The sequence below is a fragment of the Nocardia sp. NPDC052566 genome (assembly GCF_044547285.1).
Classification (GTDB): domain Bacteria; phylum Actinomycetota; class Actinomycetes; order Mycobacteriales; family Mycobacteriaceae; genus Nocardia.
Map to the genome: position 1 here is coordinate 91,818 of NZ_JBIUAF010000006.1, position 22,868 is coordinate 114,685.

22 protein-coding genes are annotated in these 22,868 nt (G+C 67.9%); 10 read left to right on the forward strand and 12 right to left on the reverse strand.

The genetic code is table 11. The features are described from left to right. The first annotated feature begins 30 nt into the window (after positions 1-30). The 3 genes from ACIG5A_RS30140 (at position 31) to rsmA (ending at position 3,563) form a co-directional block, all read left to right on the forward strand. On the forward strand, positions 31-1,161 hold the full coding sequence (locus ACIG5A_RS30140; RefSeq protein ID WP_397246148.1) for a transglycosylase family protein: 1,131 nt from the start codon (positions 31-33) through the stop codon (positions 1,159-1,161). 230 nt (positions 1,162-1,391) lie between these two features. Beyond that, positions 1,392-2,549 carry an alpha/beta fold hydrolase gene (locus ACIG5A_RS30145; protein WP_397246150.1) on the forward strand — a complete coding sequence of 386 codons (1,158 nt, stop codon included), beginning with the start codon at positions 1,392-1,394 and terminating at the stop codon, positions 2,547-2,549. A gap of 132 nt (positions 2,550-2,681) precedes the next feature. Then, complete coding sequence (rsmA, locus tag ACIG5A_RS30150; protein ID WP_397246152.1) at positions 2,682-3,563, forward strand: 16S rRNA (adenine(1518)-N(6)/adenine(1519)-N(6))-dimethyltransferase RsmA; 882 nt, start codon at positions 2,682-2,684, stop codon at positions 3,561-3,563. Between the two features lie 45 nt (positions 3,564-3,608). Here the strand turns inward: rsmA and ACIG5A_RS30155 are convergent, their stop codons facing one another. The 5 genes from ACIG5A_RS30155 to ACIG5A_RS30175 all read right to left on the reverse strand — a co-directional run bounded on the left by ACIG5A_RS30155 (position 3,609) and on the right by ACIG5A_RS30175 (position 8,071). Further along, positions 3,609-6,125 carry a heavy metal translocating P-type ATPase gene (locus ACIG5A_RS30155; protein ID WP_397246154.1) on the reverse strand — a complete coding sequence of 839 codons (2,517 nt, stop codon included), beginning with the start codon at positions 6,123-6,125 and terminating at the stop codon, positions 3,609-3,611. Next, positions 6,125-6,262 (reverse strand): hypothetical protein, encoded by a 138-nt coding sequence (locus ACIG5A_RS30160; RefSeq protein ID WP_397246156.1) that lies wholly within the window; start codon positions 6,260-6,262, stop codon positions 6,125-6,127. Before ACIG5A_RS30160 ends, ACIG5A_RS30155 begins: the two co-directional genes overlap by 1 nt. Continuing rightward, the gene (locus tag ACIG5A_RS30165) at positions 6,262-7,140 is read right to left on the reverse strand and encodes a hypothetical protein (RefSeq protein ID WP_397246159.1); all 879 of its coding nucleotides are present in this window, start codon (positions 7,138-7,140) and stop codon (positions 6,262-6,264) included. Before ACIG5A_RS30165 ends, ACIG5A_RS30160 begins: the two co-directional genes overlap by 1 nt. Further along, positions 7,140-7,346: a heavy-metal-associated domain-containing protein gene (locus ACIG5A_RS30170; RefSeq protein WP_397246161.1), complete on the reverse strand. Its 207-nt coding sequence runs from the start codon at positions 7,344-7,346 to the stop codon at positions 7,140-7,142. The genes ACIG5A_RS30165 and ACIG5A_RS30170 overlap by 1 nt, the downstream gene beginning before the upstream one ends. Positions 7,347-7,474: 128 nt before the next feature. Continuing rightward, complete coding sequence (locus ACIG5A_RS30175) at positions 7,475-8,071, reverse strand: TetR/AcrR family transcriptional regulator (RefSeq protein WP_397246163.1); 597 nt, start codon at positions 8,069-8,071, stop codon at positions 7,475-7,477. 79 nt (positions 8,072-8,150) lie between these two features. On the opposite strand from ACIG5A_RS30175, the gene ACIG5A_RS30180 reads away from it, so the two are divergent. Both ACIG5A_RS30180 and ACIG5A_RS30185 read left to right on the forward strand, forming a co-directional pair. Next, positions 8,151-8,903, forward strand: a complete 753-nt coding sequence (locus ACIG5A_RS30180) for an SDR family oxidoreductase (RefSeq protein WP_397246166.1) — start codon at positions 8,151-8,153, stop codon at positions 8,901-8,903. An 87-nt stretch (positions 8,904-8,990) separates the two neighbouring features. Beyond that, complete coding sequence (locus tag ACIG5A_RS30185) at positions 8,991-9,914, forward strand: 4-(cytidine 5'-diphospho)-2-C-methyl-D-erythritol kinase (RefSeq protein ID WP_397246169.1); 924 nt, start codon at positions 8,991-8,993, stop codon at positions 9,912-9,914. A 76-nt stretch (positions 9,915-9,990) separates the two neighbouring features. On the opposite strand, the gene ACIG5A_RS30190 is transcribed toward ACIG5A_RS30185, so the two are convergent. Beyond that, on the reverse strand, positions 9,991-10,839 hold the full coding sequence (locus ACIG5A_RS30190; RefSeq protein WP_397246171.1) for an LLM class flavin-dependent oxidoreductase: 849 nt from the start codon (positions 10,837-10,839) through the stop codon (positions 9,991-9,993). A gap of 273 nt (positions 10,840-11,112) precedes the next feature. Between ACIG5A_RS30190 and ACIG5A_RS30195 the strand changes: the two genes are divergently transcribed. Next, entirely contained in the window at positions 11,113-12,900 is a 1,788-nt protein-coding gene (locus tag ACIG5A_RS30195; RefSeq protein WP_397246173.1) for an ABC-F family ATP-binding cassette domain-containing protein, read from the forward strand. Here the strand turns inward: ACIG5A_RS30195 and ACIG5A_RS30200 are convergent. Further along, positions 12,897-13,781: an Abi-alpha family protein gene (locus ACIG5A_RS30200; RefSeq protein ID WP_397246176.1), complete on the reverse strand. Its 885-nt coding sequence runs from the start codon at positions 13,779-13,781 to the stop codon at positions 12,897-12,899. The two genes, ACIG5A_RS30195 and ACIG5A_RS30200, sit on opposite strands and share 4 nt — an antisense overlap. Further along, complete coding sequence (locus tag ACIG5A_RS30205) at positions 13,778-15,100, reverse strand: hypothetical protein (protein ID WP_397246178.1); 1,323 nt, start codon at positions 15,098-15,100, stop codon at positions 13,778-13,780. Before ACIG5A_RS30205 ends, ACIG5A_RS30200 begins: the two co-directional genes overlap by 4 nt. Before the next feature lie 319 nt (positions 15,101-15,419). Between ACIG5A_RS30205 and ACIG5A_RS30210 the strand changes: the two genes are divergently transcribed. Then, entirely contained in the window at positions 15,420-16,337 is a 918-nt protein-coding gene (locus tag ACIG5A_RS30210) for an Abi-alpha family protein (protein WP_397246181.1), read from the forward strand. Between the two features lie 96 nt (positions 16,338-16,433). Next, positions 16,434-17,033 carry a nuclear transport factor 2 family protein gene (locus ACIG5A_RS30215; protein ID WP_397246183.1) on the forward strand — a complete coding sequence of 200 codons (600 nt, stop codon included), beginning with the start codon at positions 16,434-16,436 and terminating at the stop codon, positions 17,031-17,033. A gap of 18 nt (positions 17,034-17,051) precedes the next feature. On the opposite strand, the gene ACIG5A_RS30220 is transcribed toward ACIG5A_RS30215, so the two are convergent. Next, positions 17,052-18,695: a peptide chain release factor 3 gene (locus ACIG5A_RS30220; protein WP_397246185.1), complete on the reverse strand. Its 1,644-nt coding sequence runs from the start codon at positions 18,693-18,695 to the stop codon at positions 17,052-17,054. Between the two features lie 294 nt (positions 18,696-18,989). Here ACIG5A_RS30220 and ACIG5A_RS30225 point away from each other — a divergent pair, with 294 nt between their 5' ends. Together ACIG5A_RS30225 and pth are read left to right on the forward strand one after the other, a co-directional pair. Further along, positions 18,990-19,583 carry a 50S ribosomal protein L25/general stress protein Ctc gene (locus ACIG5A_RS30225; RefSeq protein ID WP_397246187.1) on the forward strand — a complete coding sequence of 198 codons (594 nt, stop codon included), beginning with the start codon at positions 18,990-18,992 and terminating at the stop codon, positions 19,581-19,583. A 10-nt stretch (positions 19,584-19,593) separates the two neighbouring features. Beyond that, positions 19,594-20,163, forward strand: coding sequence for an aminoacyl-tRNA hydrolase (pth, locus tag ACIG5A_RS30230; RefSeq protein WP_397246189.1), 570 nt, complete (start codon positions 19,594-19,596; stop codon positions 20,161-20,163). Between the two features lie 66 nt (positions 20,164-20,229). Here pth and ACIG5A_RS30235 read toward each other — a convergent pair whose 3' ends face one another. From ACIG5A_RS30235 to ACIG5A_RS30245, 3 genes are all read right to left on the reverse strand, one after another. Beyond that, positions 20,230-20,364, reverse strand: coding sequence for a hypothetical protein (locus ACIG5A_RS30235; protein ID WP_397246191.1), 135 nt, complete (start codon positions 20,362-20,364; stop codon positions 20,230-20,232). Continuing rightward, a complete protein-coding gene (locus tag ACIG5A_RS30240; RefSeq protein WP_397246193.1) occupies positions 20,361-20,723 on the reverse strand; it encodes a hypothetical protein in 363 nt (120 codons plus the stop codon). Before ACIG5A_RS30240 ends, ACIG5A_RS30235 begins: the two co-directional genes overlap by 4 nt. A gap of 283 nt (positions 20,724-21,006) precedes the next feature. Continuing rightward, positions 21,007-22,653 carry a fatty acyl-AMP ligase gene (locus ACIG5A_RS30245; protein WP_397246195.1) on the reverse strand — a complete coding sequence of 549 codons (1,647 nt, stop codon included), beginning with the start codon at positions 22,651-22,653 and terminating at the stop codon, positions 21,007-21,009. Positions 22,654-22,868: the final 215 nt, after the last annotated feature.

Below are 22,868 nucleotides of genomic sequence, written 5' to 3' on the forward strand. Positions count from 1 at the left end.
CACTGACCTCCTCGTTATCGTACTGTGACCATGTCCCCATTCACGCGGATCAACCAGTCTCGATCGCCGCTGCTGTACGCGGCGATCGCCGCGTTGTTGATGACGCTGATCGTCGGCGCCGGGCTGGCGATCATGAATCGCAAGACCGTGACCGTCGTCGTCGACGGTGAGAAGTCGCTGCAGACCACGATGTCGCGCGATGTGCGCGGCGTGCTGAAGGCCGCCGGGTACCTGGTGAGCGATCGTGACCGGGTGGCGCCCGCGCTGGCCGCCGCGGTCGGCGACGGCGCCACCATCACGCTGAATCGGGCCCGCGAGGTGGAGCTATCCATCGACGGTAAACCGCAGAAGGTATGGACCACCGGGCTGACCGCGGGCGAGGCGCTCGACCAGCTGCGGATCCCCGGCGATATGTATGTCTCCCCGGCGCGCCCCGAGCGGCTGCCGCTGGCAGGTGCGGCGCTCAACGTGTCCAGCCCCCGTTCGGTCGCGCTGCTCGACGGTATCGGCAACCCGGTCGACGTCCGGCTGGCCGCCCCCAACGTCGGTGAGCTGCTCAAGGTCGCAGGCATCCCGCTGATCGAGCAGGACTCCGTCGAGCCGGCCCCCGCCACTCCGCTGACCGACGGCCTGCGGATCACGGTGACCCGCAAGCGCGTCGAGAACCGGGTGGAGACGCTGCCGCTCGATCCGCCGGAAAACGTCATCGAGGACGTCACCATGAACATGAGCCGCTCGGTGGTCGAGAATCCGGGCGCGGCGGGCGTTCAGGACGTCACCTTCGCCGTCACCATGGTGAACGGCAAGGAGGTCGACCGGAAGCCGATCGCCGCGAATGTCACCGTGACGGCGCAGCCGAAGACCGTGCGCAAGGGCGCCAAGCCCGGTACCGAGGTGCCCGAGGTGCGTGACGGCGCGATCTGGGACGCACTCGCCCGTTGTGAGTCGACCGGTAACTGGTCGATCAACACCGGCAACGGCTACTACGGCGGCATCCAATTCGATCAGGGCACCTGGGAACGGCAGGGTGGACTGAAGTACGCGCCGCGCGCCGATCTGGCGACCCGTGAGGAACAGATCGCCATCGCCGAGGTCACCCGTGCTCGTCAGGGGTGGGGCGCTTGGCCCGCCTGCACCAGCAGGCTCGGCATCGGCGGCTGAATCGTCGCGCCGTTCCGCCTCTCCGCGTATTCAGGCCGGACCGGGTGCCGCGACAATGGCGTTGGGACATAGTCGCTCACGCGAATTGATTTGCTGCTGAGGTGATCTCGAGTGAGCACCGCTGATTGCCGGGCATTCGCCTGAAACGCGCGCTGAGCCGGTCGCGCCGCGTCGATCTGTACACTCGTCCAGGTTGTGCTGGTTCGGGGTTGGGGCGAGTGAGGTGTTCGATGCGGTTGCTGAATGAATTCGGCCGGGCGGTGGCTCTGGTCACCCTGTCGGCGAGCGTCGCGATGCTGGCGCAGGCGGCTCCGGCGCAGGCGGCAGCGGCGGGCACGGTGATCTCGGCGACCGCGCGACCCGACGGCTGGCGCGCCGCGCCCAACGGTTCGGTGCTCGAGTACTGGACGACCACCTCGAACGGCACGCCGGTACCCGCCAGCGGCGCGATGTTCGTGCCCGCGGGGACGCCGCCGGCCGGCGGCTGGCCCGTCATGGCCTATGACCACGGCACCAGCGGCCTCGGGATGGGGTGTGGTGGGCAGTCCGATCCGCGCCGCCACCCGTACCAGGACATTCGTGGCAAAGAGGATCAGCTGATCAAGCGGCTGGTGGACAAGGGCTTCGCGGTCATCGCGCCGGACTACCTCGGCCTCGGCCGATTCGACACCGGCCCGCATCCGTATCTGGAGTTGCGCACCGAGGCCACCGCGACCATCGACATGCTGCGGGCCGCCCGGTCCACGCATCCGGAGCTGTCGCGCACCTGGTCCGTGATCGGTGCGTCGCAGGGCGGACAGGCCGCGCTCGGCACCGGCCACCTGCAGTCGACCTATGCGCCCGAACTCGACTTCCGCGGCACCATCGCCATCGATCCCGAATCCGATGTCGAGAAGGTGCTCCCGCTGCTCGGGCCGGGAATTCCGGTGATCGCGAACACCGACGGCGCGATGAGCTTCTTCGTCAGCATCCTGGCCGGCCTGCGGGCGGCGCGTCCCGATGCCGACGTCGACCAGTATCTGACCCCGCTCGGCAAGACCGTGCTCGACGAGGTCGGTACGCGCTGCCTGGACGGCATCATCGACCGGGTCAAAGGCCTCAGCGTCGGTGATCTGCTGGCCAGGCCGCTGTCGGACGAGCGCATCCGCACCGCGCTCGACACCTATCTGACGGTGCCGACGAGTGGCTACGACGCGCCGATCCTGTTGCTGCTCAACGTCACCGACACCGTGGTGCCTTCGCCGCTGCACGCCGCGCTCGCCGCGCAGTTCGCCGCCAACGGCGTCGACTTCCGCACGGTGACCGGCACCGGCAAGCACACCCAGCTCAACGATCAGATGCTGTCCGCCATCGACGCCTTCCTCACCAGGATCCAGGCGACCCCCTAATCGACCGTGCCGCGGCGCGGATTGTCGCGCCGCGCACGTTTTTGCCGGGTTGTTCGGTGCGCGGCGTGGGAATCCGGGTGCGGCAGATGTCCGGCGCGGTGGGGCGCCGGCTCGGGTTGATAGGTTCTTCGAGTGTCCGAATCTGATGTTTCCGCTCGTGGGAGCGCTGCGCTGCTTGGCCCCGCCGAGGTGCGGGTGCTCGCCGAACGGTTCGGCATCCGCCCGACGAAGCAGTTGGGCCAGAACTTCGTGCACGACGCGAACACCGTCCGGCGGATCGTCGCGGCGGCCGGTGTCGGCCGCGCGGACACCGTGCTCGAGGTCGGGCCAGGGCTCGGTTCGCTGACCCTCGCGCTGCTCGACGTGGTGGACTCGGTGGTCGCCGTCGAGATCGATCCCGTTCTCGCGCAACATCTTCCGAGTACCGTCGCGGACCGGGCGCCGGAGTTGGCCGACCGGCTCACCGTCGTCGAGGCGGATGCCATGCGCGTCACCGCGTCTCAGCTGCCCGAGACGCCGACCGCTTTGGTGGCGAACCTTCCCTACAACGTCGCGGTGCCGGTGCTGTTGCACCTGCTCGCCGAATTGCCGAGCATCACAACATCGTTGGTGATGGTGCAGGCCGAGGTCGCCGACCGCCTCGCCGCCGAACCCGGCAGCCGCATCTACGGCGTCCCCAGCGTGAAGGCGGGCTTCTTCGGCAACGTCCGCCGCGCGGGCGCCGTCGGCACCCAGGTCTTCTGGCCCGTCCCGCGCGTGGAATCCGGCCTGGTCCGCGTCGAACGCTACGCCGAACCCCCGTGGCCGATGGACGCCGAGCACCGCCGCCGCGTCTTCGAGGTAGTAGACGCCGCTTTCGCCCAGCGCCGCAAAACCCTCCGCGCGGCATTGGCGGGCTGGGCAGGCTCGGCCCCCGAAGCCGAACGCCGCCTCACCGCCGCGGGCATCGACCCCACCGCCCGCGGCGAAACCCTCGACACCGCCGCCTACGTCCGCCTCGCCGCGCAGGCATAACCACCGGCCTCGGAAGGCGAACGCCGTGGCGCCCAGGTCATGGAGTCAGGTGAAAGTGCGGAGGCGGAGGCTGTTGGTGACGACGAAGATGCTGGACAGGGCCATGGCTGCGCCTGCGAGCATGGGGTTGAGCAGGCCCGCGGCGGCGAGGGGGATGGCGGCTGTGTTGTAGGCGAAGGCCCAGAAGAGGTTGGCCTTGATGGTGCGTAAGGTGGCGCGGGACAGGCGGATCGCGGCGCCTACGGTGCGCAGGTCGCCGCGGACCAGGGTGATGTCGCTGGCCTCGATGGCGACGTCGGCGCCGGTGCCCATGGCAAGGCCGAGGTCGGCGCCGGCCAGGGCGGCCGCGTCGTTCACGCCGTCGCCGACCACGGCAACCACTTTGCCGCGAGTTTGCAAGGCGCGCACCGCATCCAGCTTGCCGCTGGGGAGAACGTCGGCGATCACCTCGTCGATGCCGACCGCGCGGGCGACCGACTCGGCAACGGCCGCGTTGTCGCCGGTGAGCAGCACCGGGGTCAGCCCGAGCCTGCGGAGCTCCGTAACCGCCTCCGCGCTGGTCGGTTTGACCGCATCGGCGACGACGAGCACTCCACGTGCCACTCCGTCCCAGGCGACCACGACCGCCGTACCGGTCTGCGCGCCCTGAATCTTGGCCGCTGCCAGTGCCTCTGGCACCGTGATCCCTGATCCGGTGAGGAAATCCGCCCGCCCGACCACAACAGCGCGCCCGTCGACAACCCCGGTCACACCTTGTCCATCGTGGCTGGCGAACCGTGTCGCCGCAGCCACCGTCAGCCCGTACTCGCGCGCACCGGCCACCACCGCCCGAGCCACCGGGTGCGCCGAACTATCTTCCACGGCAGCGGCGATCGCCAGTACCTCGGCGGCCGCCGCTGAAATCCTCGGACGCGGTGCCGCGTCGCGGTCCATCGGCGCGGCGATCACGAACCCCGCAACCTGTGACGCCGTCGTGTTCGAGTCGGATGCTTCATGCTCTGCAGACGCGGGGACCGCGAGCGCCTCGCCGTGCGCCGCTGTGCGGTACGGGTCGGACACGCGGCCGCGTTCTGTGCGCTCCAGGGTCGTGCGTGAGTCGGCTTGTGCGGCTGTGGTGTTCGGGTCGGCTGCTTCGTTCTGCCCCAGGGGCGCGGTGGCTGCGAGCGCCTCGACATGTGCGGCCGTGCCGATTCCGGCTTCGTCCACGGTGATGATGGCGGTGAGCGTCATGCGGCCGGTGGTGACGGTGCCGGTCTTGTCGAGCACCACCGTGTCGATGCGGCGGGTCGATTCGAGGATCTGGGGGCCCTTGATCAGGATGCCGAGTTGCGCGCCGCGGCCGGTGCCGACGAGTAGGGCTGTGGGCGTTGCCAATCCGAGGGCGCAGGGGCACGCGATGATGAGGACCGCGACGGCCGCGCCGAAGGCGGTGGCTGTCGCGGCGCCGGTAAGGAGCCAGCAGCCGAGGGTGACCAGCGCGATCGCGATGACGATGGGGACGAAGACGGCGGCGACGCGATCGGCCAGGCGTTGGACCGGCGCCTTGCCGTTCTGGGCCTCCTCGACGAGTGCGGCCATCTGGGCGAGTTGGGTGTCCGCGCCGATTCGAGTGGCGCGCACGGTGAGTGCGCCGCCGGAGTTGATCGTCGCGCCGACCACCGTGTCGCCGGGGCCGACCTCGACAGGCAGCGATTCGCCGGTGAGCAGGCTGCGGTCGAGCGCCGAACTGCCTTCGACCACAACGCCATCCGTGGCGACCTTTTCGCCCGGCCGAATCAGGAACAGGTCACCGACCCGCAATTCGCCGGTGGGAATCCGGGTTTCGACGCCGTCGCGGAGCACCGCGACATCTTTCGCGCCGAGTTCGACCAGTGCCCGCAGTGCCGATCCGGCCCGGTCCTTGGCTCTGGTCTCGAAGTAGCGTCCGGCGAGAATGAAGACGATGACACCGGCGGCCACCTCGAAGTACACATTCGACGCCGAATCACCGCGCTGCACAGCAAGACTGAACGAGTGCCGCATGCCGCGCATCCCGGCATGCCCGAAGATCAGCGCGTACATCGACCAGCCGAAGGCGGCGAGGGTGCCGACGGAGATCAATGTGTCCATGGTGGCGCTGCCGTGCCGCGCGTTCGTGAGTGCCGCATGGTGGAATCCGGAGCCGCCCCAGAACACGACCGGGGCGGTGAGCGCCAACGAAACCCATTGCCAGTAGTCGAATTGCAGCGCGGGCACCATCGCTATCGCGACGACCGGCACCGTGAGCAGCGTGCCGGCCAGTAGTCGCCGCCGTAACCGCGCCAGCTCGCCGGAATGGTCGGTGTCGATGGTGAGCGGCGCCGGGATATGCGCGGTATATCCGGCGCCGACCACCTGCTCGACGAGCTGATCCGTCGAAATCGATAGCGGATAGGTGACTTTCGCCTTCTCGGTCGCGTAATTCACACTCGCCGACACCCCGTCGAGCCGCGCCAGCCGCTTCTCGATCCGCGCGGCGCAGGACGCGCAGGTCATCCCGCCGATCTCCAGCTCGATCGAGCGCTGATCAGCGGGCGCGCTCATCACATACCGCCGTTGAGCATCGCCTGCGGCGGGGCGATCAATCCCGCGGGGGCGCTCATCACATGCCGCCACTGAGTGTCGTCCGCGACGGCACGCTCCGCCGACGGGATGACGGTGCTCGCGGAGCGGCAGCCCATCAGTGCCCGCCGCTCGAATGCTGCTGACCACCTGCGGCGGTGGACGATGCGACGGTGAACTCGGCGGTGTGCACCGTGCCGCCGTGCGAGAAGTCCAGGTACAGCCGGAATTCGCCCTCGCTCGGCGCCTGCGCGTGGAAGGCGACGTCGGGTCCGGCGGGTCCGGTCTGCGGATGCACGTGCAGGTAGGCCAGATCACTGGCGCGCAATGCGACGAGGTGCGCGTACGCGCCGAGGTACGGCTCCAGATCGGTGACCGGCTTCTCGTCGCGGGAGACGGTGAAGCGCAGTTCGCTACCCGCGGTGCTGAGATCACCGGCCATCGCCACCTGATAACCGTCCACCTTCGCGGTGCGCGACGGCGGCGGAAGCGGTTGCGGCAGTGGGGCTCCCGCGACGGCCACGGTTCGGCTCAGTACCAGATCGCCCGGCCCCTTGCCGGTGGTCTCCGGTACGAAGTCGGTGAACACCCGATAGGTGCCCGGCTCGGCCCAATTCCAGTCGATCGACCAGGTGCCCGCGGCGTCCATGGTCGGGTGTACGTGCCGATATCCGGTGGCGTCGGTCCGCGCGACGATCATGTGCAGCTTCTTCTCGTGCTGCGTGGTGAACTTCGTCAGCGCGACGCCGTCCGGTCCGGTGATCCGGAACCGTAGCGGCCCGGCCTGATTCGGCTCGGTGGGCGCGCTGAGGTCGGTCAGGGTGTAGCCCGATCGCGAATCCGACAGCCCGTTGTCGTCCTTGTCCATACCGGACATGGCGCTGTGGTCCGGCGCCGCGCTCTCCGGATCGCCCACCAGGGCACCGATGCCGAGCGCGGCGCCGAACAGCACGACGAGTCCGCCGCCGAACGCGGCGAACTTCCGTCGTTCCTGCATCAGACGGCGACCTCGTAGCCCGCCTCGTCGACCGCGGCGACGATATCGGCGTCGGCCACCGGCGCGGCGCTCTCCACCTTGACGGCGCCCGAGGCGAGGTCGACGTCGACGCTGGTGACGCCGTCGATCTTGCCGATCTCCTCCTTGACGGAACTCACGCAATGCCCGCAGGTCATCCCGGTAACGGTGTAGGTGGCAGTGGACATGTCCGACTCCTTCGCGCGCGGTTGATCATACGGTCCAGGGGTATATCCCCAGCAAGAGGAAAGATACCCCCCATGGGTACCGAGGCGCAAGGGTGCGCGCTCCGATACCCATGGCATGGTCGCACGGGTTACGTTGCGGGCCACCCGCGCATGGCGAGCTCGGCCACCCGCGCGAGCTCCGCGGCGCTCGCGCCATCGCGCGCCGCATGCGACATGCCCTGGATGACGGTGCCGAAATAGCGTGCGAGCGTAGGCGCGTCGGCATCGCCCGGCAGCAGGCCCGCATCGATATCGGACTGGATCCGCGCCGCGAACGCCTCGATGTTGCCGTTGCGCATCCGGCGCAGGAATTCCGCGATCTCGGCGCTGGTGGTGTTGACGCCCGCGCTGATCACCAGGCAGCCGTGCGGATCATCGGGCCTGGTGTATTCCGTTGCGGCTTCCCGCAGTATCCGGCGCAGCGCGGCCTCGGCCGTCGGTTCCTCGGCGAGCGCGCGCCCGGCGAAGCTGCCGTAGGTCGAGCCGTAGACCTGGACCGCCTCCTTGAACAGTTTCGCCTTGTCGCCGAACGCCGCGTACAGGCTCGGTGCGCCGATGCCGAGCGCGGCGGTCAGGTCGCCGATCGAGGTGGCCTCGTAGCCGCGCGTCCAGAACAGCCGCACGGCCTTGTCCAGTGCGGCGTCACGGTCGAAGGAGCGGGGGCGTCCTCGGGTCGCTGTGCTCATGGCACACATTTTATAGCGATCGCTAGAGAATGTGCTACCGTCCGTTCTGTAGCGATCACTAGAGAAAGGAACCCAGCTCATGGGCGCACTCACCGGCAAGACGGCACTGGTCACCGGCGGCAGCCGCGGTATCGGGCGTGGCATCGCCGAACGGCTCGGCCGGGACGGGGCGCGTGTCGCCGTGCACTACAACAGCAACGAGCAGGCGGCGAAGGAAACCGTGGCGGCCATCGAAGCGGCGGGCGGGTCCGCCTTCGTCATCCAGGCCGAACTCGGCGTGCCCGGCGATGCCGCCGCGCTGTGGTCGGCGTTCGACGCGCACGCCGACGGGGTGGACATCTTGGTGAACAACGCGGCCACCGACGCCATCCGTGAACCCATCGAGGGCACCGACGAGGCATCCTTCGATCGCGCCTTCGCGGTGAATACCAAGGCGCCGTTCTTCGTCACCAAGCTCGGGCTCGACCGGATGCGCGACGGCGGGCGCATCGTCAACATCTCCACCGGGCTGACCCACGGTGCCGCGATGCCGGAGATCATCGCCTACGCGATGACCAAGGGCGCTATCGACGTCTTCACCGCGACGCTGGCCAAACACGTCGGCGCGCGCGGTATCACGGTGAACGCGGTGGCTCCCGGCGTGATCGACACGGATATGAACGCCGCCTGGCTGCGCAACCCCGCCGCCGAGGAAATGGTGGCCGGATTTTCCCCGCTGCGCCGAGTCGGCCAGCCCGCCGACATCGCCGATGTGATCGGCTTCCTCGCCTCCGACGACTCGCGCTGGGTGACCGGTCAGTGGATCGATGCCACCGGCGGCGCGCTGCTGTAACGACCGGCGGGCGAGTTTGCGCGCCTCGCGTGAATTGCGCGTATCGACACCCGCGAGTGTCGGGTCCACCGGTTAGGCTTGACCACCGTGTTGTCAGTAGTGCCCAGCCCAGTCACCGTGCGCGCGCCGTCGAAGGTGAACCTCCATCTCGGAGTCGGTGACCTGCGCCCGGACGGCTATCACGACCTGACGACGGTATTCCAGGCCCTGTCGTTGAGCGATGACCTGGAGATCGCGCCCGCCGCCTCGCTCGCGGTGCGCGTCACCGGCGAGGGCGCGGCCGACGTGCCGACCGACCGGACGAATCTGGTGTGGAAGGCCGCGGTGCGACTCGCGCATATCGCGGGCCGGGCGCCGCTGGTGGAAATCGCCATCAGCAAAGGCATTCCGGTGGCCGGTGGCATGGCGGGCGGCAGCGCCGATGCCGCCGCCGCGCTGGTCGGCCTCAACGAGTTATGGGATCTGAACCTCACCCGCGACGAATTGACCGCCGTGGCAGCCGAACTCGGCAGTGACGTGCCCTTCGCGCTGCACGGCGGCACCGCGCTCGGCACCGGCCGCGGCGAGCGGTTACTTCCCGTGCTGTCCCGCAACAGCTTTCACTGGGTGCTCGCGCTGGCGAAGGGCGGTCTGTCGACGCCGTCGGTCTTCGCCGAACTCGATCGGCTCCGTGCGCACGGCACCCCGCCGCGCCTCGGTGAACCGCAGCAGCTGATGCAGGCGCTGGCCTCCGGCGACCCGAAACAGCTTGCGCCGCTGCTCGGTAACGATCTGCAAGCGGCCGCGCTCTCGTTACAGCCTGACCTGCGCCGCACCCTGCGCGCCGGTATCGGCGCGGGCGCGCTGGCCGGTCTCGTCTCCGGATCGGGCCCGACCTGCGCCTTCCTCTGTGACAGCGAGGACGCCGCCGTCGGCGTTGCCGCGGAACTCGCCGGTGCGGGCGTATGCCGCAGCGTGCGCACCGCTACCGGCCCGGTCCCCGGCGCCCGCGTCCTCAGCGACAAACGCTGACCTCATTCGCCGAGCGCAGTCGAATGGCCGTGCGACACGTCGCAATCGGGGGCCGTTCGACTGTGCTCGACGGGTCTCAGGCGATCGCGTCGGCCAGGCGGTCGACCTGGTCGGCGTCGGCGCCGTAGCAGTAGAGCATGAGCTCGTCGGCGCCGAGATCGTCGAATTGCTTGATGGCCGAACGGATGTCGGCGGGTGTGGTGAGCATGCCGTCGAGCATGTAGTCGGCGCGGCCGCTGAAGGCGTAATAGGCGCCCATCGAGGCGCGGGCGTCCTCGACGACGTCGGGTGCGCCGAGCGCGACGTTGACCTGGGCGACGATGCGCGGCGCGCCGTCGCGGCCGTGCTCGGTCCAGGAGCGGCGCACGCTGTCGAACAGGCCACCGGCCCAGGACGGCGCGGCGGCGGCGAGGAAGCCGCCACCGAAGCGGCCGACGCGGTCGAGCGCGGCGGGCTGGAAACCGCCGAACAGGATTTCGGGGCCCGCGGTGCGCAGTGGCGCGGGGCCGATCGGTCCGCAGCCGGCGCTGTGCGCCTCGCCGGACCAGAGGCGGCGCATGAGTTCGAGCTGTTCGTCGAGGCGGCGGCCGCGGGTGCGCAGGTCGGTGCCGGAGGCGACGTGGTCGTCCTCGCGGCCGCCGACCCCGACGCCGAGCACGAAGCGGCCGCCGGACATGCGGTCCAGCGTCGCGGCCTGCTTGGCCAGCAGCGACGGTTCGCGCAGCGGGGCGATCAGCACCTCGGTCTGCACCTTGATGCGGCTGGTCGCACCGGCGATCATGCTGAGCGCGACCATCGGTTCGGGGTTGTCGTAGGCCAGTCGATCGAGCAGGCCGAGGGTGCTGAATGGGCCTGCCTCGGCGCGGCGGGCCCAGTCGAGCAGGACGGTGGGATCGGAAATGGGCAGGCCGAGTCCGATGTGCATGAGAAAACCTCCAGGGAAAAGGGGGTGTGTGCGTGCCGCCCCTCGGCACCTCGTTGCTGCGAGGTGGGCTTCCCATGCTGCGGCTGTACTTCTCGGGAACGCCTTGTTCGAACCGGGTTCGTGACGAACGCTGTTCGTTGAGATGACTGTAAACGAACGCCGTTCGTTACGCAAGTGGGCGGAGCTACCTCGCCTTTCCGTGCGGCCGGGACTGCTCGGTACGCTTGCGCTGGGCGAGTACTGGCACGCCCCAGGCAAGACGCGGAAGGATTCATGTCCAACCTCATCAACCTCGAGCAGGTCTCCAAGAGCTTCGGGATCAAACCGCTCCTCGACAACGTGTCGCTCGGCGTGCACGCGGGCGAGCGGATCGGTGTCGTCGGTCTGAACGGAGGCGGCAAGACCACATTGCTCGAGGTGCTCACCGGTCTCGAAGAGCCCGACAGCGGGCGGGTGAGCCGGGTCGGCGGGCTGCGGCTCGCGGTGGTCACCCAGCGCGGTGTGCTGCCCGACGGCGCCACCGTCGGCTCGGTGGTGCTCGCCGGTTTGGCCGACGACCAGATGACGGACGGTGTCGCCGAACACGAATGGGCCTCGAACCCGCGGATCCGCTCGGTGATCGAGGGCATCGGCATCGAGGGCCTCGGCATGGACACCGCCGTCGACAACCTCTCCGGTGGCGAGCGCCGCCGGGTCGCGCTGGCCGCCGCGCTGGTGCGCGACCTCGATCTACTCGTCCTCGACGAGCCGACGAACCACCTCGATGTCGAGGGTGTGCAGTGGCTGGCCGAGCACCTGCTCAACCGCCGCAGCGCCCTGGTCGTGGTCACCCACGATCGCTGGTTCCTCGACACCGTCGCCACCAACACCTGGGAGGTGGTGGGCGGCAAGGTCGAAAGCTATGAGGGCGGCTACGGCGACTGGATCTTCGCCAGGGCCGAACGGGCAAGGCAGGCCGACGCTTCCGAGGCACGGCGGGCCAACCTGGCGCGCAAGGAATTGGCCTGGCTGCGCCGCGGCGCGAAGGCACGCACCTCGAAGCCGCGCTACCGGGTCGAGGCGGCCGAGGCGCTGATCGCCGACGTACCGCCGCCGCGCGACAGCGTCTCGCTCGCCGCCTTCGCACGCAAGCGCCTGGGCCGCGTGGTGATCGAGCTCGAGGACACCACACTCGCCACCCCGGACGGCCGTGAACTGGTGCGCGACCTGACCTGGCGCCTCGCGCCGGGCGAGCGGATCGGCCTGGTCGGCGTCAACGGCTCGGGCAAGACCACACTGCTGCGCACGCTAGCCGGGGAGATCGAACCGGCCACCGGCAAGCGTATTCAGGGCCAGACGGTGCAAATCGGCTGGCTGCGCCAGGAACTCGACGACCTGCCGACCGATATGCGGGTGCTGGAAGCGGTTCAGCAGATCGCACAGCGAATCATGCTCGGCGACAAGGAGATCTCCGCGGGCCAGCTGGCCGAGCGGCTCGGCTTCACGCCGGCCCGCCAGCGCACCCCGGTCGGCGATCTGTCCGGTGGCGAGCGCCGCCGCCTGCAGCTGACCCGCATCCTGATGGCCGAGCCGAACGTGCTGCTGCTCGACGAGCCGACCAACGACCTCGATATCGACACCCTGCAGCAGCTGGAGGATCTGCTCGACAACTGGGCGGGCACGCTGGTGGTGATCAGCCACGACCGCTACCTGATCGAGCGCATCGCCGACTCCACCTGGGCGCTGTTCGGTGACGGCAAGCTCACCAACCTGCCCGGCGGTATCGAGGAGTACCTGAAGAAGCGCGCCGCGCTCGGCGCCGCGCCGGCCAGGGTGACCGATACCAAGTCCGCCGCCGCGCCGGCCACCGATGCCGCCGCTTACCGCGCCGCCCGCAAGGAACTGGCCAAGCTGGAGCGCAGCATCGAGAAGCTCGACGAGCGCGAGCGGAAGCTGCATACCGCCCTCGCCGACGCGGCCACCGACCCGGACAAGCTCATCACCCTCGGTGCGGAGCTGAAACAGGTCATCGCCGAGAAGGAAGCGGCCGAAGAGCGCTGGCTCGAACTGGCCGACAGCTAGCTGGTGCCCGAAGCCCGGTCGTCGACGACGACCGGGAGGCAGGTCTGCACGAAATCGCGGCCGAACGTGCTCAGCGCGATGCTGCGGTAGTAGACCTTGGTGCCGAAACCGGAGCGCTTCAACACCTCTCGCACCGGCGACTGCGCCTCGATGATCTGATAGCGGTTCGGGTTGTCCAGCGCCTGCCTGGTGAACTCGATCAGCCCGAGCCTGCGCAGGTTGGTCAGGTACTGCTGGATGCGATTGGGGAACCGCAGCCCCGCGTGTTCGCCGATCAGGTTGAGCCCGGCCAGGATTCGCTCGGTGCCGAGCGCGCGCGGGCGCCCGGTGCGGATATCGATCGACGGCTGCGGCCCGTCCAGGTGCAGGAAGCGCAGGATCCGTGCCTCGTCCGGAGTCAATTCCGCGATCATGCCCGCGAAAGCCGGGTGACTGTCGTGTGTTTCGTCGTGCGTGCTCGCCGACATCCGCAGCAGCGCGGCGCCCTGTTCGCGCAGCGTCGGCACCGCCGTGGCATCGGGAGTGCTTGTGGCGGCGGGCAATCCGAGCGCGCGGCGCACCGCGTCGCGGACCTCCGCCTCGGCCTCGGCGAGCACCTCGCGCGGCGGTGCGCCCGCGATGCTGCCCTTCACCACGGTGCCCGCGACGCCGAGCGCGGTATCGATACCCCATGCCGTCGCACCGGATACGGCGGTCCACGCCACCCGTGCGACGCCGGTGGCCGCGCGCACGGTCTGCACCGGCAGCGCGGATTGCCTTCGCGGCGTTGCCGACTCGTCGGCGAGCTGGATATCGATGGCCGGCCGCCGCGCGATCTCCGTCGAGGGACGAAGAACCTCGACGGCCTCGATATCGTCGCCGCCGTCAGGCGATTCCGTCACAGCCATGTTGTCGCCACTCCCGTTCCGAAGATCAGGATATGAGCGTATCCGGCGAACAGGCCCAACACGCCGCCATGCAGAAAAAGCAGCCATTCGTCCTGTTTGATGGCCGAGCGCAGCATGTCGACGAAGTCGGGCGGCGACAGTTGCGCCATCTGTTTGGCGATGTACTCGTTGACCTGTTTGCTCTGCTGCACGTTGAAGTCGGGGTCCGCGAAGGCGATCGGGGCGATCGTCATGGCCTCCGCGGTCAGCGTCGACTGCAGGGAGTCGTATTCCCTGCTGCCGAGCATGAACTTCACCGCGGGCCTGGCGGGGCCGAGCGCGCGGTCGGCGGCCGGGCGCAGGGTGTCCTCGAGCATCTGCATGGTCCGGTCCGAGCGCGGGCCGTTGAGCAGCTCGTCACCGATATTGGCGACGGTCATCACCTGGCTCGACACCAATTCGGCGTAGCCGTCGGTGATTTCGGTCTGCCGTTTGATCAGCAGGCCTTGACGCCACGGGCAGTACCACTTCGCGTAGGCGGGCGCGAAGATCATGTTCAGGCCGAGCCAGTTGACCACCCAGCCGATGATCACCCCGCCGATCGGCAGCACGACCAGGGTCGACCAGCCGGTCAGGTGCAGCACCGCCACCAGTAGCGCGCCCATCGGCGCACCGAAGTAGAAGCCGAAGTTCTGCATGAACCGGAGCTCCTTGGCGCCGAGCACCAGGAAGACCTGATTGAGCAGCTGCGGGCGCGCACGGAAGTAGCGGATCACCATCTGCTTGACGTCGAGCAGCTGGTCGATGTTGTTGCCGAGCTCTGCGGTCAGCTCGCGCAGGATGTCCGGCAATTGCTGACGGACCCTGCTGAGCACCATCTCTCGCACCTGGGTCGGCAGGTTGTACCAGAGCTGCGGATGTTCGCGGCGCAGGATCTCCTCGACGATGCCCTGAATCCGCGCGTCGGCGACAGTGGCGAAATGCTCGGCGAGCCGGTCGGGTTCGATCTCGCGGTAGAAGTCGGCGACGCTGCCGAGCTTGGCCAGGCCCTTGTCGACGGCGATGCTCGCCATCTTGTCCACCCGCGAGGGCACGATGCCCTGCCAGCCGATCCTGCCGTCGTAGCTCAGCAGCGGCAGCACCTGAATTCGCTTGGGCAGGTAGGGGAATACCGCGCGTAAGCCGGGCATACGGAAGCCGTGGAAGCGCAGCGGCGCGAACAGCATCAGGATGCCGGTCCAGTTGGTGATGTAACCGATGATGCCGGTGAACAGCGGGATGGTTATGAGTTCCAAAAGGAGGGTCGGATGTACGCCGAACACACTCTCTAACACGACACCCTCCTGCCGATACACCGGTGACCGCCGCCTCACCGGCACCTCAAAGTAGCACTCCGTCCCGGACAGCGTTCTACTGTGAGGGGCGAAACGATCCGGACGGGTGAGTGCGCCGAACCACAGTCGGTAATTCGGAGATATCGGTCACAGTGATTGTCCGGAATGTCGCACCGGCGCGACCCTCCGGCAACAATGACGACCACCACATCCGGCGATAGAAGGGCTGCGCAGGTGCGGGGTTCGGCACACCTGGCAGGCTGACGGGCAATAATCTGTGGGCGGATTCGTTCACTCGAGCAATACATCGGAGACGGACGTGGCAGACGACAGGACCGGACAGGACCTCACCCGAGCCGGTGCCGACCGTCTCGAGCGACCTGCAAGCAGTCGCTACGGCAATGCCGTGGAGCGCAGCTCGGATGTCGAACAGCGCCAGATCAGCAATGAGGCGCGGCTGATCCGTGGCGTGTTCCGGGCGGCCGGGCTGGCGGCGGGCACCGTGGTGCGCGGCAGCCAGTGGGCCGTCGAGACCACTTACGAGGTGACCAAGGAAATCACGCAGGCCGCGCTGGACGGTGAATCGTCGGCCGATATCGCCGAGCGCACCGGCAACGCGCTGCGCTCGATCGCCAGGAGCGCGCTCGGCGTCACCGAGGGGTCGGTGCGCGAAATCGTCAGCTACGTACCGACTTCCGGTAACGGCGCGGGGGTGCAGCAGCAGTCGCTTGTCGGTCCGATCCTGCGCTCGGCCAGCTCGGAGGAGCTGCGCAGGCGCGGTGACGCGCTGCTCGCCCGCTCCGCCGACGTCTACTTCACCGAGGACGTGCACCCGGCCTACGACCGCATCCTCGACGAGCTCGCCCCCGACGAGGCGCGCATCCTGCGGTTCATGGCGCTGAACGGTCCGCAGCCCTCGGTCGACGTGCGCACCAACCGCCCGCTCGGCATCGGTTCGGAGCTGGTGACCGGCGATCTGACCTCGGTGCCCGAGCAGGCGGGCGTGCGCTACCCGGACCGGTCCCGCTCGTATCTGATCAACCTCAAGCGTCTCGGCCTGACGCTGACCTCGGAAGATCCGGTGGTTCTGAGCCGCTACATGGTGCTCGAGGTGCAGCCCGTCGTCGAGGCGGCGCTGAAGAAGGCGGGCAGGGCGCCGAAGATCGTGCGCAAGAGTCTGCGGCTGACCGAGTTCGGTGAGGACTTCTGCACGACCTGCTTCACCATCGGAAGTTGATCTTCTTCTAGCGGAATTCCGACAAAGGGTGATAGCAATCTGATACAAATCAGGCAATCCGTGAAGAGCGGCGGCTTCGGATGGGATTGTTGAGTGATGGATCAGGGAGCGAGCGACGAACGCGACCCGGGGGTGGATTCTGCCGGTCAGGGGCGGGGCGATCCAGCGTGGGACGACATTTTCGCCATTCACCGTTTGAAATTCCGATATCTGCGCTCATTGGACACCAAGTCCTGGGATGAGTTCGCGGACACCATGATTCCCGAGGCGACCGCGACCTACAGCGAATACCTGCAGTTCGAATCTCGCGATGCCTTCCTGGCTTTCATGCGCAACACCCTCGGGCCGCACGTGATCACCGAGCACCGGTGCGACCATCCGGAGATCGACGTCGACGGCGATAGCGCCACCGGCAGTTGGTATCTCGCCGATACGGTGCTCATTCCCGGCCACAACATGCTGCTCCGCGGCGCGGCCTTCTACTCCGATCGCTACGTCCGCTGCGGCGACGGCCGCTGGCGCATCGCGCACACCGGCTACGAACGGACCTACGAGGTGGTGCTCTCGCTCAGCGATCTGCCGAGCCTGCGCCTGACCTCCAGCCGCTGGGGGCTGATCGCCAGGGAGGACGGGATCGCCTCGGTCGAGATGGATCCGGGCACCCAGCCGGTGCGACGCGAACCCGAATCGGGTTGAACCGCGCCGCAGCGGTTTTCAGTCGGCGGTGGCGACCAGCGGTTCCAGCGTCAGCGTCGGGTGTTCCTTCTCGATGTACTGCAACCGCCACTTGTCGCTGAACAGCGCGAGCAGCACGCCGTCGCTGCGGGTGAAGACCTCGACACCGCGCTGACGGCCGAGCTCGTCCGCCGAGGCGGCATCGGTGCGCCGGGCCAGCGTGTAGGGCAGGTGATCCATATGCGTCTCGACAGTGAATTCGGCCTGCATCCTGGCGGTCACCACCTCGAACTGCATCGGGCCGACGGCGGCGAGCACGGGGGAGGCGTCACCGCGGGCATCGTTGCGCAGCACCTGCACGACACCTTCGGAGTCGAGCTGATCGATGGCCTTGCGGAACTGCTTGTATTTACCGGCGCTCTGCGCGCGCAGCACCGCGAAATGCTCCGGCGCGAACGACGGAATCGGCGGGAACTCCACCTTCTTGTCCACGAACAGGGTGTGCCCCGGCGCCAGCGCGGTCGCGTTGACCAGGCCGACCACATCACCCGGATAGGCCGTGTCGACGGTGGTGCGCTCCCGGCCGAACACGGTGAGCGCGTACTTGGTCGCGAACGGGCGGCCGGTCTGCGCGTGCGTGACCACCATGCCGCGCTCGAATTCGCCGGACACGATCCGCATGAACGCCAGCCGATCTCGATGCGCGGCGTCCATACCCGCCTGCACCTTGAACACCACCGCGCTGAACGGATCCTTGGTTTCGCGGTCCTTGCCGTTCACGTCGGCGCGCGAACCCGGCGCGGGCGCCAGCGCCACCAGGGTTTCCAGCAGCTGGCGCACGCCGAAGTTGAGCATGGCCGAGGCGTAGATGACCGGCGAGGTCTGCCCGGCGAGGAATAGCTCCTGGTCGTGGTCCTGTCCGGTGGCCGAGAGCAATTCGCTCTCCTCCGCCGCGGTGGTCCACGCCTCGCCCTCGCGCGCTTCGGCCTCGTCCGGGGTCAGCGATTCCTCCGGCGCGATGGTCGCGCCGCCCGCGGTGCGGGTGAAGTGGATGTACTCCAGTGCCGCGCCGTCCTCGCCGCGGCGCAGCAGGCCACGGAAATCGCCGGCGATGCCGACCGGGAGGAACAGCGGGGTAGGGGTGAGGCCGATCCGCTCGCTGATCTCGTCGAGCAGTTCCAGCGGCGCCTGGCCCGGCCGGTCCCACTTGTTGATCACCGTGATGACCGGGATACCGCGATGGCGGCACACCTGGAACAGCTTGAGCGTCTGCGGTTCGAGGCCCTTGGCCGCGTCGATGAGCATCACCGCGGCGTCGACGGCGGTCAGCACGCGGTAGGTGTCCTCGGAGAAATCCGAGTGACCCGGGGTGTCGACCAGGTTGATCACGTTGTCGATATCGGAGCCCGCGACGCGGTAGTTGAACTGCAGCGCGGTCGAGCTGACCGAGATACCGCGCGCCTTCTCCATCTCCATCCAGTCCGACACGGTGGACCTGCGCCCGGCCTTGCCGTGGATCGCGCCCGCCTCGGAGATCATCCTGGCGTGCAGCGCCAGCGCCTCGGTGAGTGTCGACTTACCGGCGTCGGGGTGGGAGATGACTGCGAACGTGCGCCGCCGGGCAACCTCGGCGGGCAGACCGCGCGGAGTGGGCGCGATGATGTCCTCAGGGGAGGCGGTCAACGGAACAACCTTTCGCAGAATCGGCAACCGCTCCAGCGTACGCGACGGGGTTTGCGGTAAATCGACGCATGGTCGGCCACCCGATTCATAGCTGACCACGACCTTGCGCTACAGTGTTCAGGTTGTCTCGGCGAGGGTGATCGCTGACCTTAGCGATTACCGTGATCGACGCGGCTCGGCTTCCGGCCGTCCTCGTTAGTTCTTCGCCCGACGAGTAGACCAACCCCGCCAGGGCGCCCCACTCCCTGGCCACCCGTTGACAGAGCCCGGAAGAGCCGTAGGAGTAGATCCAGCATGTCCGACGCCAACCTTCTCGAAGCCGCCGTACGCACCGAGTTCGGTAAGGGCGCCGCCCGCCGTACCCGCCGCGCAGGCAACGTTCCCGCCGTACTGTACGGCCACCAGGCCGAGCCGCAGCACCTGTCGGTCAACGCCCAGGCCTTCGCCGCGATCCTGCGCGAGCACGGCACCAACGCGGTGCTGAACCTCGTCATCGACGGCAAGAAGCAGCTCGCGCTGACCAAATCCGTTGTCGTGCACCCGATCCGCCGCTACATCGAGCACGCCGACCTGCTCATCATCAAGCGTGGCGAGAAGGTCGTCGCCGACGTGCACATCACCCTCGTCGGTGAGGCCGCCTCCGGCACCCTGGTCACCCAGGACGCGACCACCCTGTCCATCGAGGCCGACGCGCTGAAGCTGCCCGAGGCCATCGAGGTGAACATCGAAGGCGCCGAGCCGGGCACCCAGATCACCGCGGGCGCCATCGAGCTGCCGAAGGGTGTCACCCTGGCCGCCGATGCGGACACCCTGGTCGTCAACATCATCGCCGCGCCGGCCGCCGCCGCCGAGGTCGAGGAAGCCGCAGAGGCCGAGAGCGCCGAGTAAGACCACCTGAATGGAAGGGCCCGCACTCGTCATCGGCCTGGGCAACCCAGGTTCGGAATACGAGCGCACCCGCCACAATGTCGGCTTTCTGGTCGCCGACGTGCTCGCCGAGCGCGTCGGCGGCCGGTTCGCTGTGCACAAGAAGTCGGGCGCCGACCTGCTCCAGGCGCGCCTGGACGGGCGCCAGGTGCTGATCGCCAAACCGCGCTCCTACATGAACCTCTCCGGGCGCCCCGTCGCCGCGCTCGCGAAATTCTTCTCGGTCGAGCCCACCGAGGTCATCGTCGTCCACGACGAACTCGACCTCCCCTTCGGCGCCATCAAACTCAAACGCGGCGGCGGCGAAGGCGGCCACAACGGCCTTCGCTCCATCTCCAGTGCCCTCACCACCAAGGACTACGTCCGCACCCGCATCGGCATCGGCCGCCCGCCCGGCCGCCAAGACCCCGCCGATTTCGTGCTCAAGCCGTTCTCCACCCCGGAACGCAAAGAACTCCCGGTGATCGTCGAACAGGCCGCCGACGCGGTCGAGCTGCTGCTGCGCGTCGGTTTGGAAACCGCGCAGAACCAATTGCACTGAGGTTCGGGTCACCGCCCTGATCGTGTGATCCGTAACAGCTGAATCGGTCAGCCGCTCGTCCCGAGTTCAAGAAGACGAGTCGATGTCGTTGTCGCGCACATCATCAGCCAACAGCTCGTCAAAAACCGGATCATCAAACAACCGACTAGTGCGGCGATACTTCGTATTTGGACTGCGGGGCACACCAACCTGCTCAATCAAGCCCTGCTCCTGCATGATCCGAAGCCATCGACGCAATCCGGCCTCGCCTTGCTCGGTACGGCTTCTCGTCCCGCGCCATGTACCACCGCACGTCGTTTCATGTTGCGTCGCAAGGCCCGCAGCGCTTCGTGCACCATGATCGGAATAGGCCCTTCGGCCACTACAGAATCGAGATACCGCAATCCGGTTGACATTTCGGCGCCACTCACTGTCGGGTAGTACACGAACGTCAACATCAACTGTGGAAAATGCTCTTGTGGCATCCGGCCGATCGCCAGCAGGCCGCCGAGTGAGGTCACATCACGTCCTGTGTGCGGCACAAGCACTTTGTTGCGCCGCAGCACGTCGAGATCGGACACATTCGCATACGCATACGGTCGCAGGGCTCGAAGTCGCTCGATCTTGCTACTTGTCTCGAGAGCTGAAGATAAGTAGCAAGATGAGTGTCAGGCCTCGAGTGAACACGCTCGGTGAGACACCCGCCGGGCAGGTCGCGGCGAGGCGGCTGCATCCGAGCCGTAGCCGAGGTGAGGGCGCTGGCGTCCGAGAGGAGTGTCGATGCCGGACCTGGCGGGTAGCTGGTTCGCGATGGTCGGGTAGTCGAGCTTATCTGTGTGTATGGCGCTTGAAACACCGCCGGGTTCAGTGCAAGTGGATGGCGGTGGCGGAGCGGCGGAGTTTGCCGGAGGAGGTTTTGGGGAGGGCGCCGGGGCCGAGGACGGCTACGGTGCGTGGGCGGGAGCCCACTTCGGAGAAGACCTCGTGGACGATTTCGCGTTCGATGCGTTTGACCTCGTCGTGGTTCTGGTGGTCGTTGCTTTCCACGACGACGGCGAAGCTTTCGCGTTTCTGGCCCGCGTCGAGGCGGACCGCGACGGCGTTGCCGGGGCGAACACCCTTGACGCGCATGGCGGCTCGTTCGATATCGGTGGGGTAGATGTTGCGGCCGCCCATGATGATGACGTCCTTGATCCGGCCGCACACCACGATCAGGCCCTCATCGGTCAGGTAGCCGATATCGCCGGTGTCGAGCCAGCCCTCGGCATCCTGCGCGGGACGGAACCCTTCGACGGTGACGTACCCGGAAGTGACCGCGGGGCCGCGCAATTCGATCACGCCGACCGAACGGGTCGGCAGCGGTTCGTGTTCCGCGTCGACGACCCGGCCCTCGAGCTGATCGACCAGATAGCCGAGGGTCGGCAGCCTGCGGACGTTGCCGTGGTGGCCGTGCTCATCGTGCACCGGCACCGCCTTGCCGAGCGCTTCGAGCAGGTCGGCGTCGATGACGTCGAGCACCTGTCCGTGGCCTGGATCCGGAATCGACACCGCCAGTGTGGTTTCCGCCATCCCGTAGACCGGAGTGAGCGCCATCGGGTTGAGCCCGAACCGCTTACCGGAGGCGGCCAGTGCCTCCATGGTGTCCGGGTCGACCGGCTCCGCGCCGTTCCACATGTAGCGCACGCTGCTCAGGTCGTACGCGCCGTCGTCGGCCTGCCTGAGCCGCCGGGCCAGCAGCGAGTAAGCGAAATTCGGTGCGGCCGTGACGGTGCCGCGATACTTACTGATCAGCTCGGCCCACAGCAGTGGGCGCATCAGGAAGTCCAGCGGTGTCACGCAGACCACCTCGGCGCCGAACTGCATGGGGACGCTGAGGAATCCGACCATGCCCATATCGTGGAACAGCGGCAGCCAGCTGATCATCACGTCGTCGTCGAGCTGGAATTTCACCCGGTCGAACATGGCGTAGGCGTTGACGAAGAAGTTGCCGTGGGTGATCCGCACCGCCTTCGGCGAACCGGTCGACCCCGAGGTCAGCTGCTGCAACGCGATATCGGATTCCACGGTCGGCACCGGATCGATGTCCTCGCCGTCGTGCAGTTGGTCGATGCGCACGACGGTGATGCCGCGTTCGCGCAGCAGCGGTTCGGCGGCCTCGAACGGCGCGCCGAGCACCACCGCACGCGCCTCGATCATGTGCAGCACCGTTTCGGTGTCGCGGGCCCAGATCACCAGATCGGTGCGCGGGGTCGGCTGATGCAGCATGGTGATCGATGCGCCGCGCATCCAGATGCCTTGGCAGGCGGGGGCGATATCCACCGGCATTCCGGCGAGTACGCCGACCGCGTCGCCGTGCCCGATGCCCGCCGCCGCGAGTCCGCCCGCCATCCGCCGGGCGATCCGATGGATCTCACCCCACGTCTGTCTGAGCGGGGCGGCCGGCTCACCGGTCACCAGCCCGCGGATCGATGTCTGCGCCGTCGCGTACATCTCGTCGGTGAACCTGCTCAACGTCGGACTCCCTCATCACCAAGCCGAACTGCCCTGCACCAACTATCCCGCTATCGGCAACCGGCGTTAACCCTCTTTTCGAGATGTCCTGGACAACGCCGCACGCGATAGCTGTCAAAGCCCTGCGAGTGCCGCATCCAGGAATCGAGATCCGTCGAGCGCAGTCATATGGCCCCCAGTTACGGCGTGTCGCAGGGACATTTGACTGTGCTCAG

Bases quoted from the DNA above. Each gene is read 5' to 3' on its own strand.
- ACIG5A_RS30140 (WP_397246148.1), top strand. From the start codon at position 31: ATGTCCCCATTCACGCGGATCAACCAGTCTCGATCGCCGCTGCTGTAC.
- ACIG5A_RS30145 (WP_397246150.1), top strand. From the start codon at position 1,392: ATGCGGTTGCTGAATGAATTCGGCCGGGCGGTGGCTCTGGTCACCCTG.
- ACIG5A_RS30155 (WP_397246154.1), bottom strand. From the start codon at position 6,125: ATGAGCGCGCCCGCTGATCAGCGCTCGATCGAGCTGGAGATCGGCGGG.
- ACIG5A_RS30160 (WP_397246156.1), bottom strand. From the start codon at position 6,262: ATGGGCTGCCGCTCCGCGAGCACCGTCATCCCGTCGGCGGAGCGTGCC.
- ACIG5A_RS30165 (WP_397246159.1), bottom strand. From the start codon at position 7,140: ATGCAGGAACGACGGAAGTTCGCCGCGTTCGGCGGCGGACTCGTCGTG.
- ACIG5A_RS30170 (WP_397246161.1), bottom strand. From the start codon at position 7,346: ATGTCCACTGCCACCTACACCGTTACCGGGATGACCTGCGGGCATTGC.
- ACIG5A_RS30175 (WP_397246163.1), bottom strand. From the start codon at position 8,071: ATGAGCACAGCGACCCGAGGACGCCCCCGCTCCTTCGACCGTGACGCC.
- ACIG5A_RS30180 (WP_397246166.1), top strand. From the start codon at position 8,151: ATGGGCGCACTCACCGGCAAGACGGCACTGGTCACCGGCGGCAGCCGC.
- ACIG5A_RS30190 (WP_397246171.1), bottom strand. From the start codon at position 10,839: ATGCACATCGGACTCGGCCTGCCCATTTCCGATCCCACCGTCCTGCTC.
- ACIG5A_RS30195 (WP_397246173.1), top strand. From the start codon at position 11,113: ATGTCCAACCTCATCAACCTCGAGCAGGTCTCCAAGAGCTTCGGGATC.
- ACIG5A_RS30215 (WP_397246183.1), top strand. From the start codon at position 16,434: ATGGATCAGGGAGCGAGCGACGAACGCGACCCGGGGGTGGATTCTGCC.
- ACIG5A_RS30225 (WP_397246187.1), top strand. From the start codon at position 18,990: ATGTCCGACGCCAACCTTCTCGAAGCCGCCGTACGCACCGAGTTCGGT.
- pth (WP_397246189.1), top strand. From the start codon at position 19,594: ATGGAAGGGCCCGCACTCGTCATCGGCCTGGGCAACCCAGGTTCGGAA.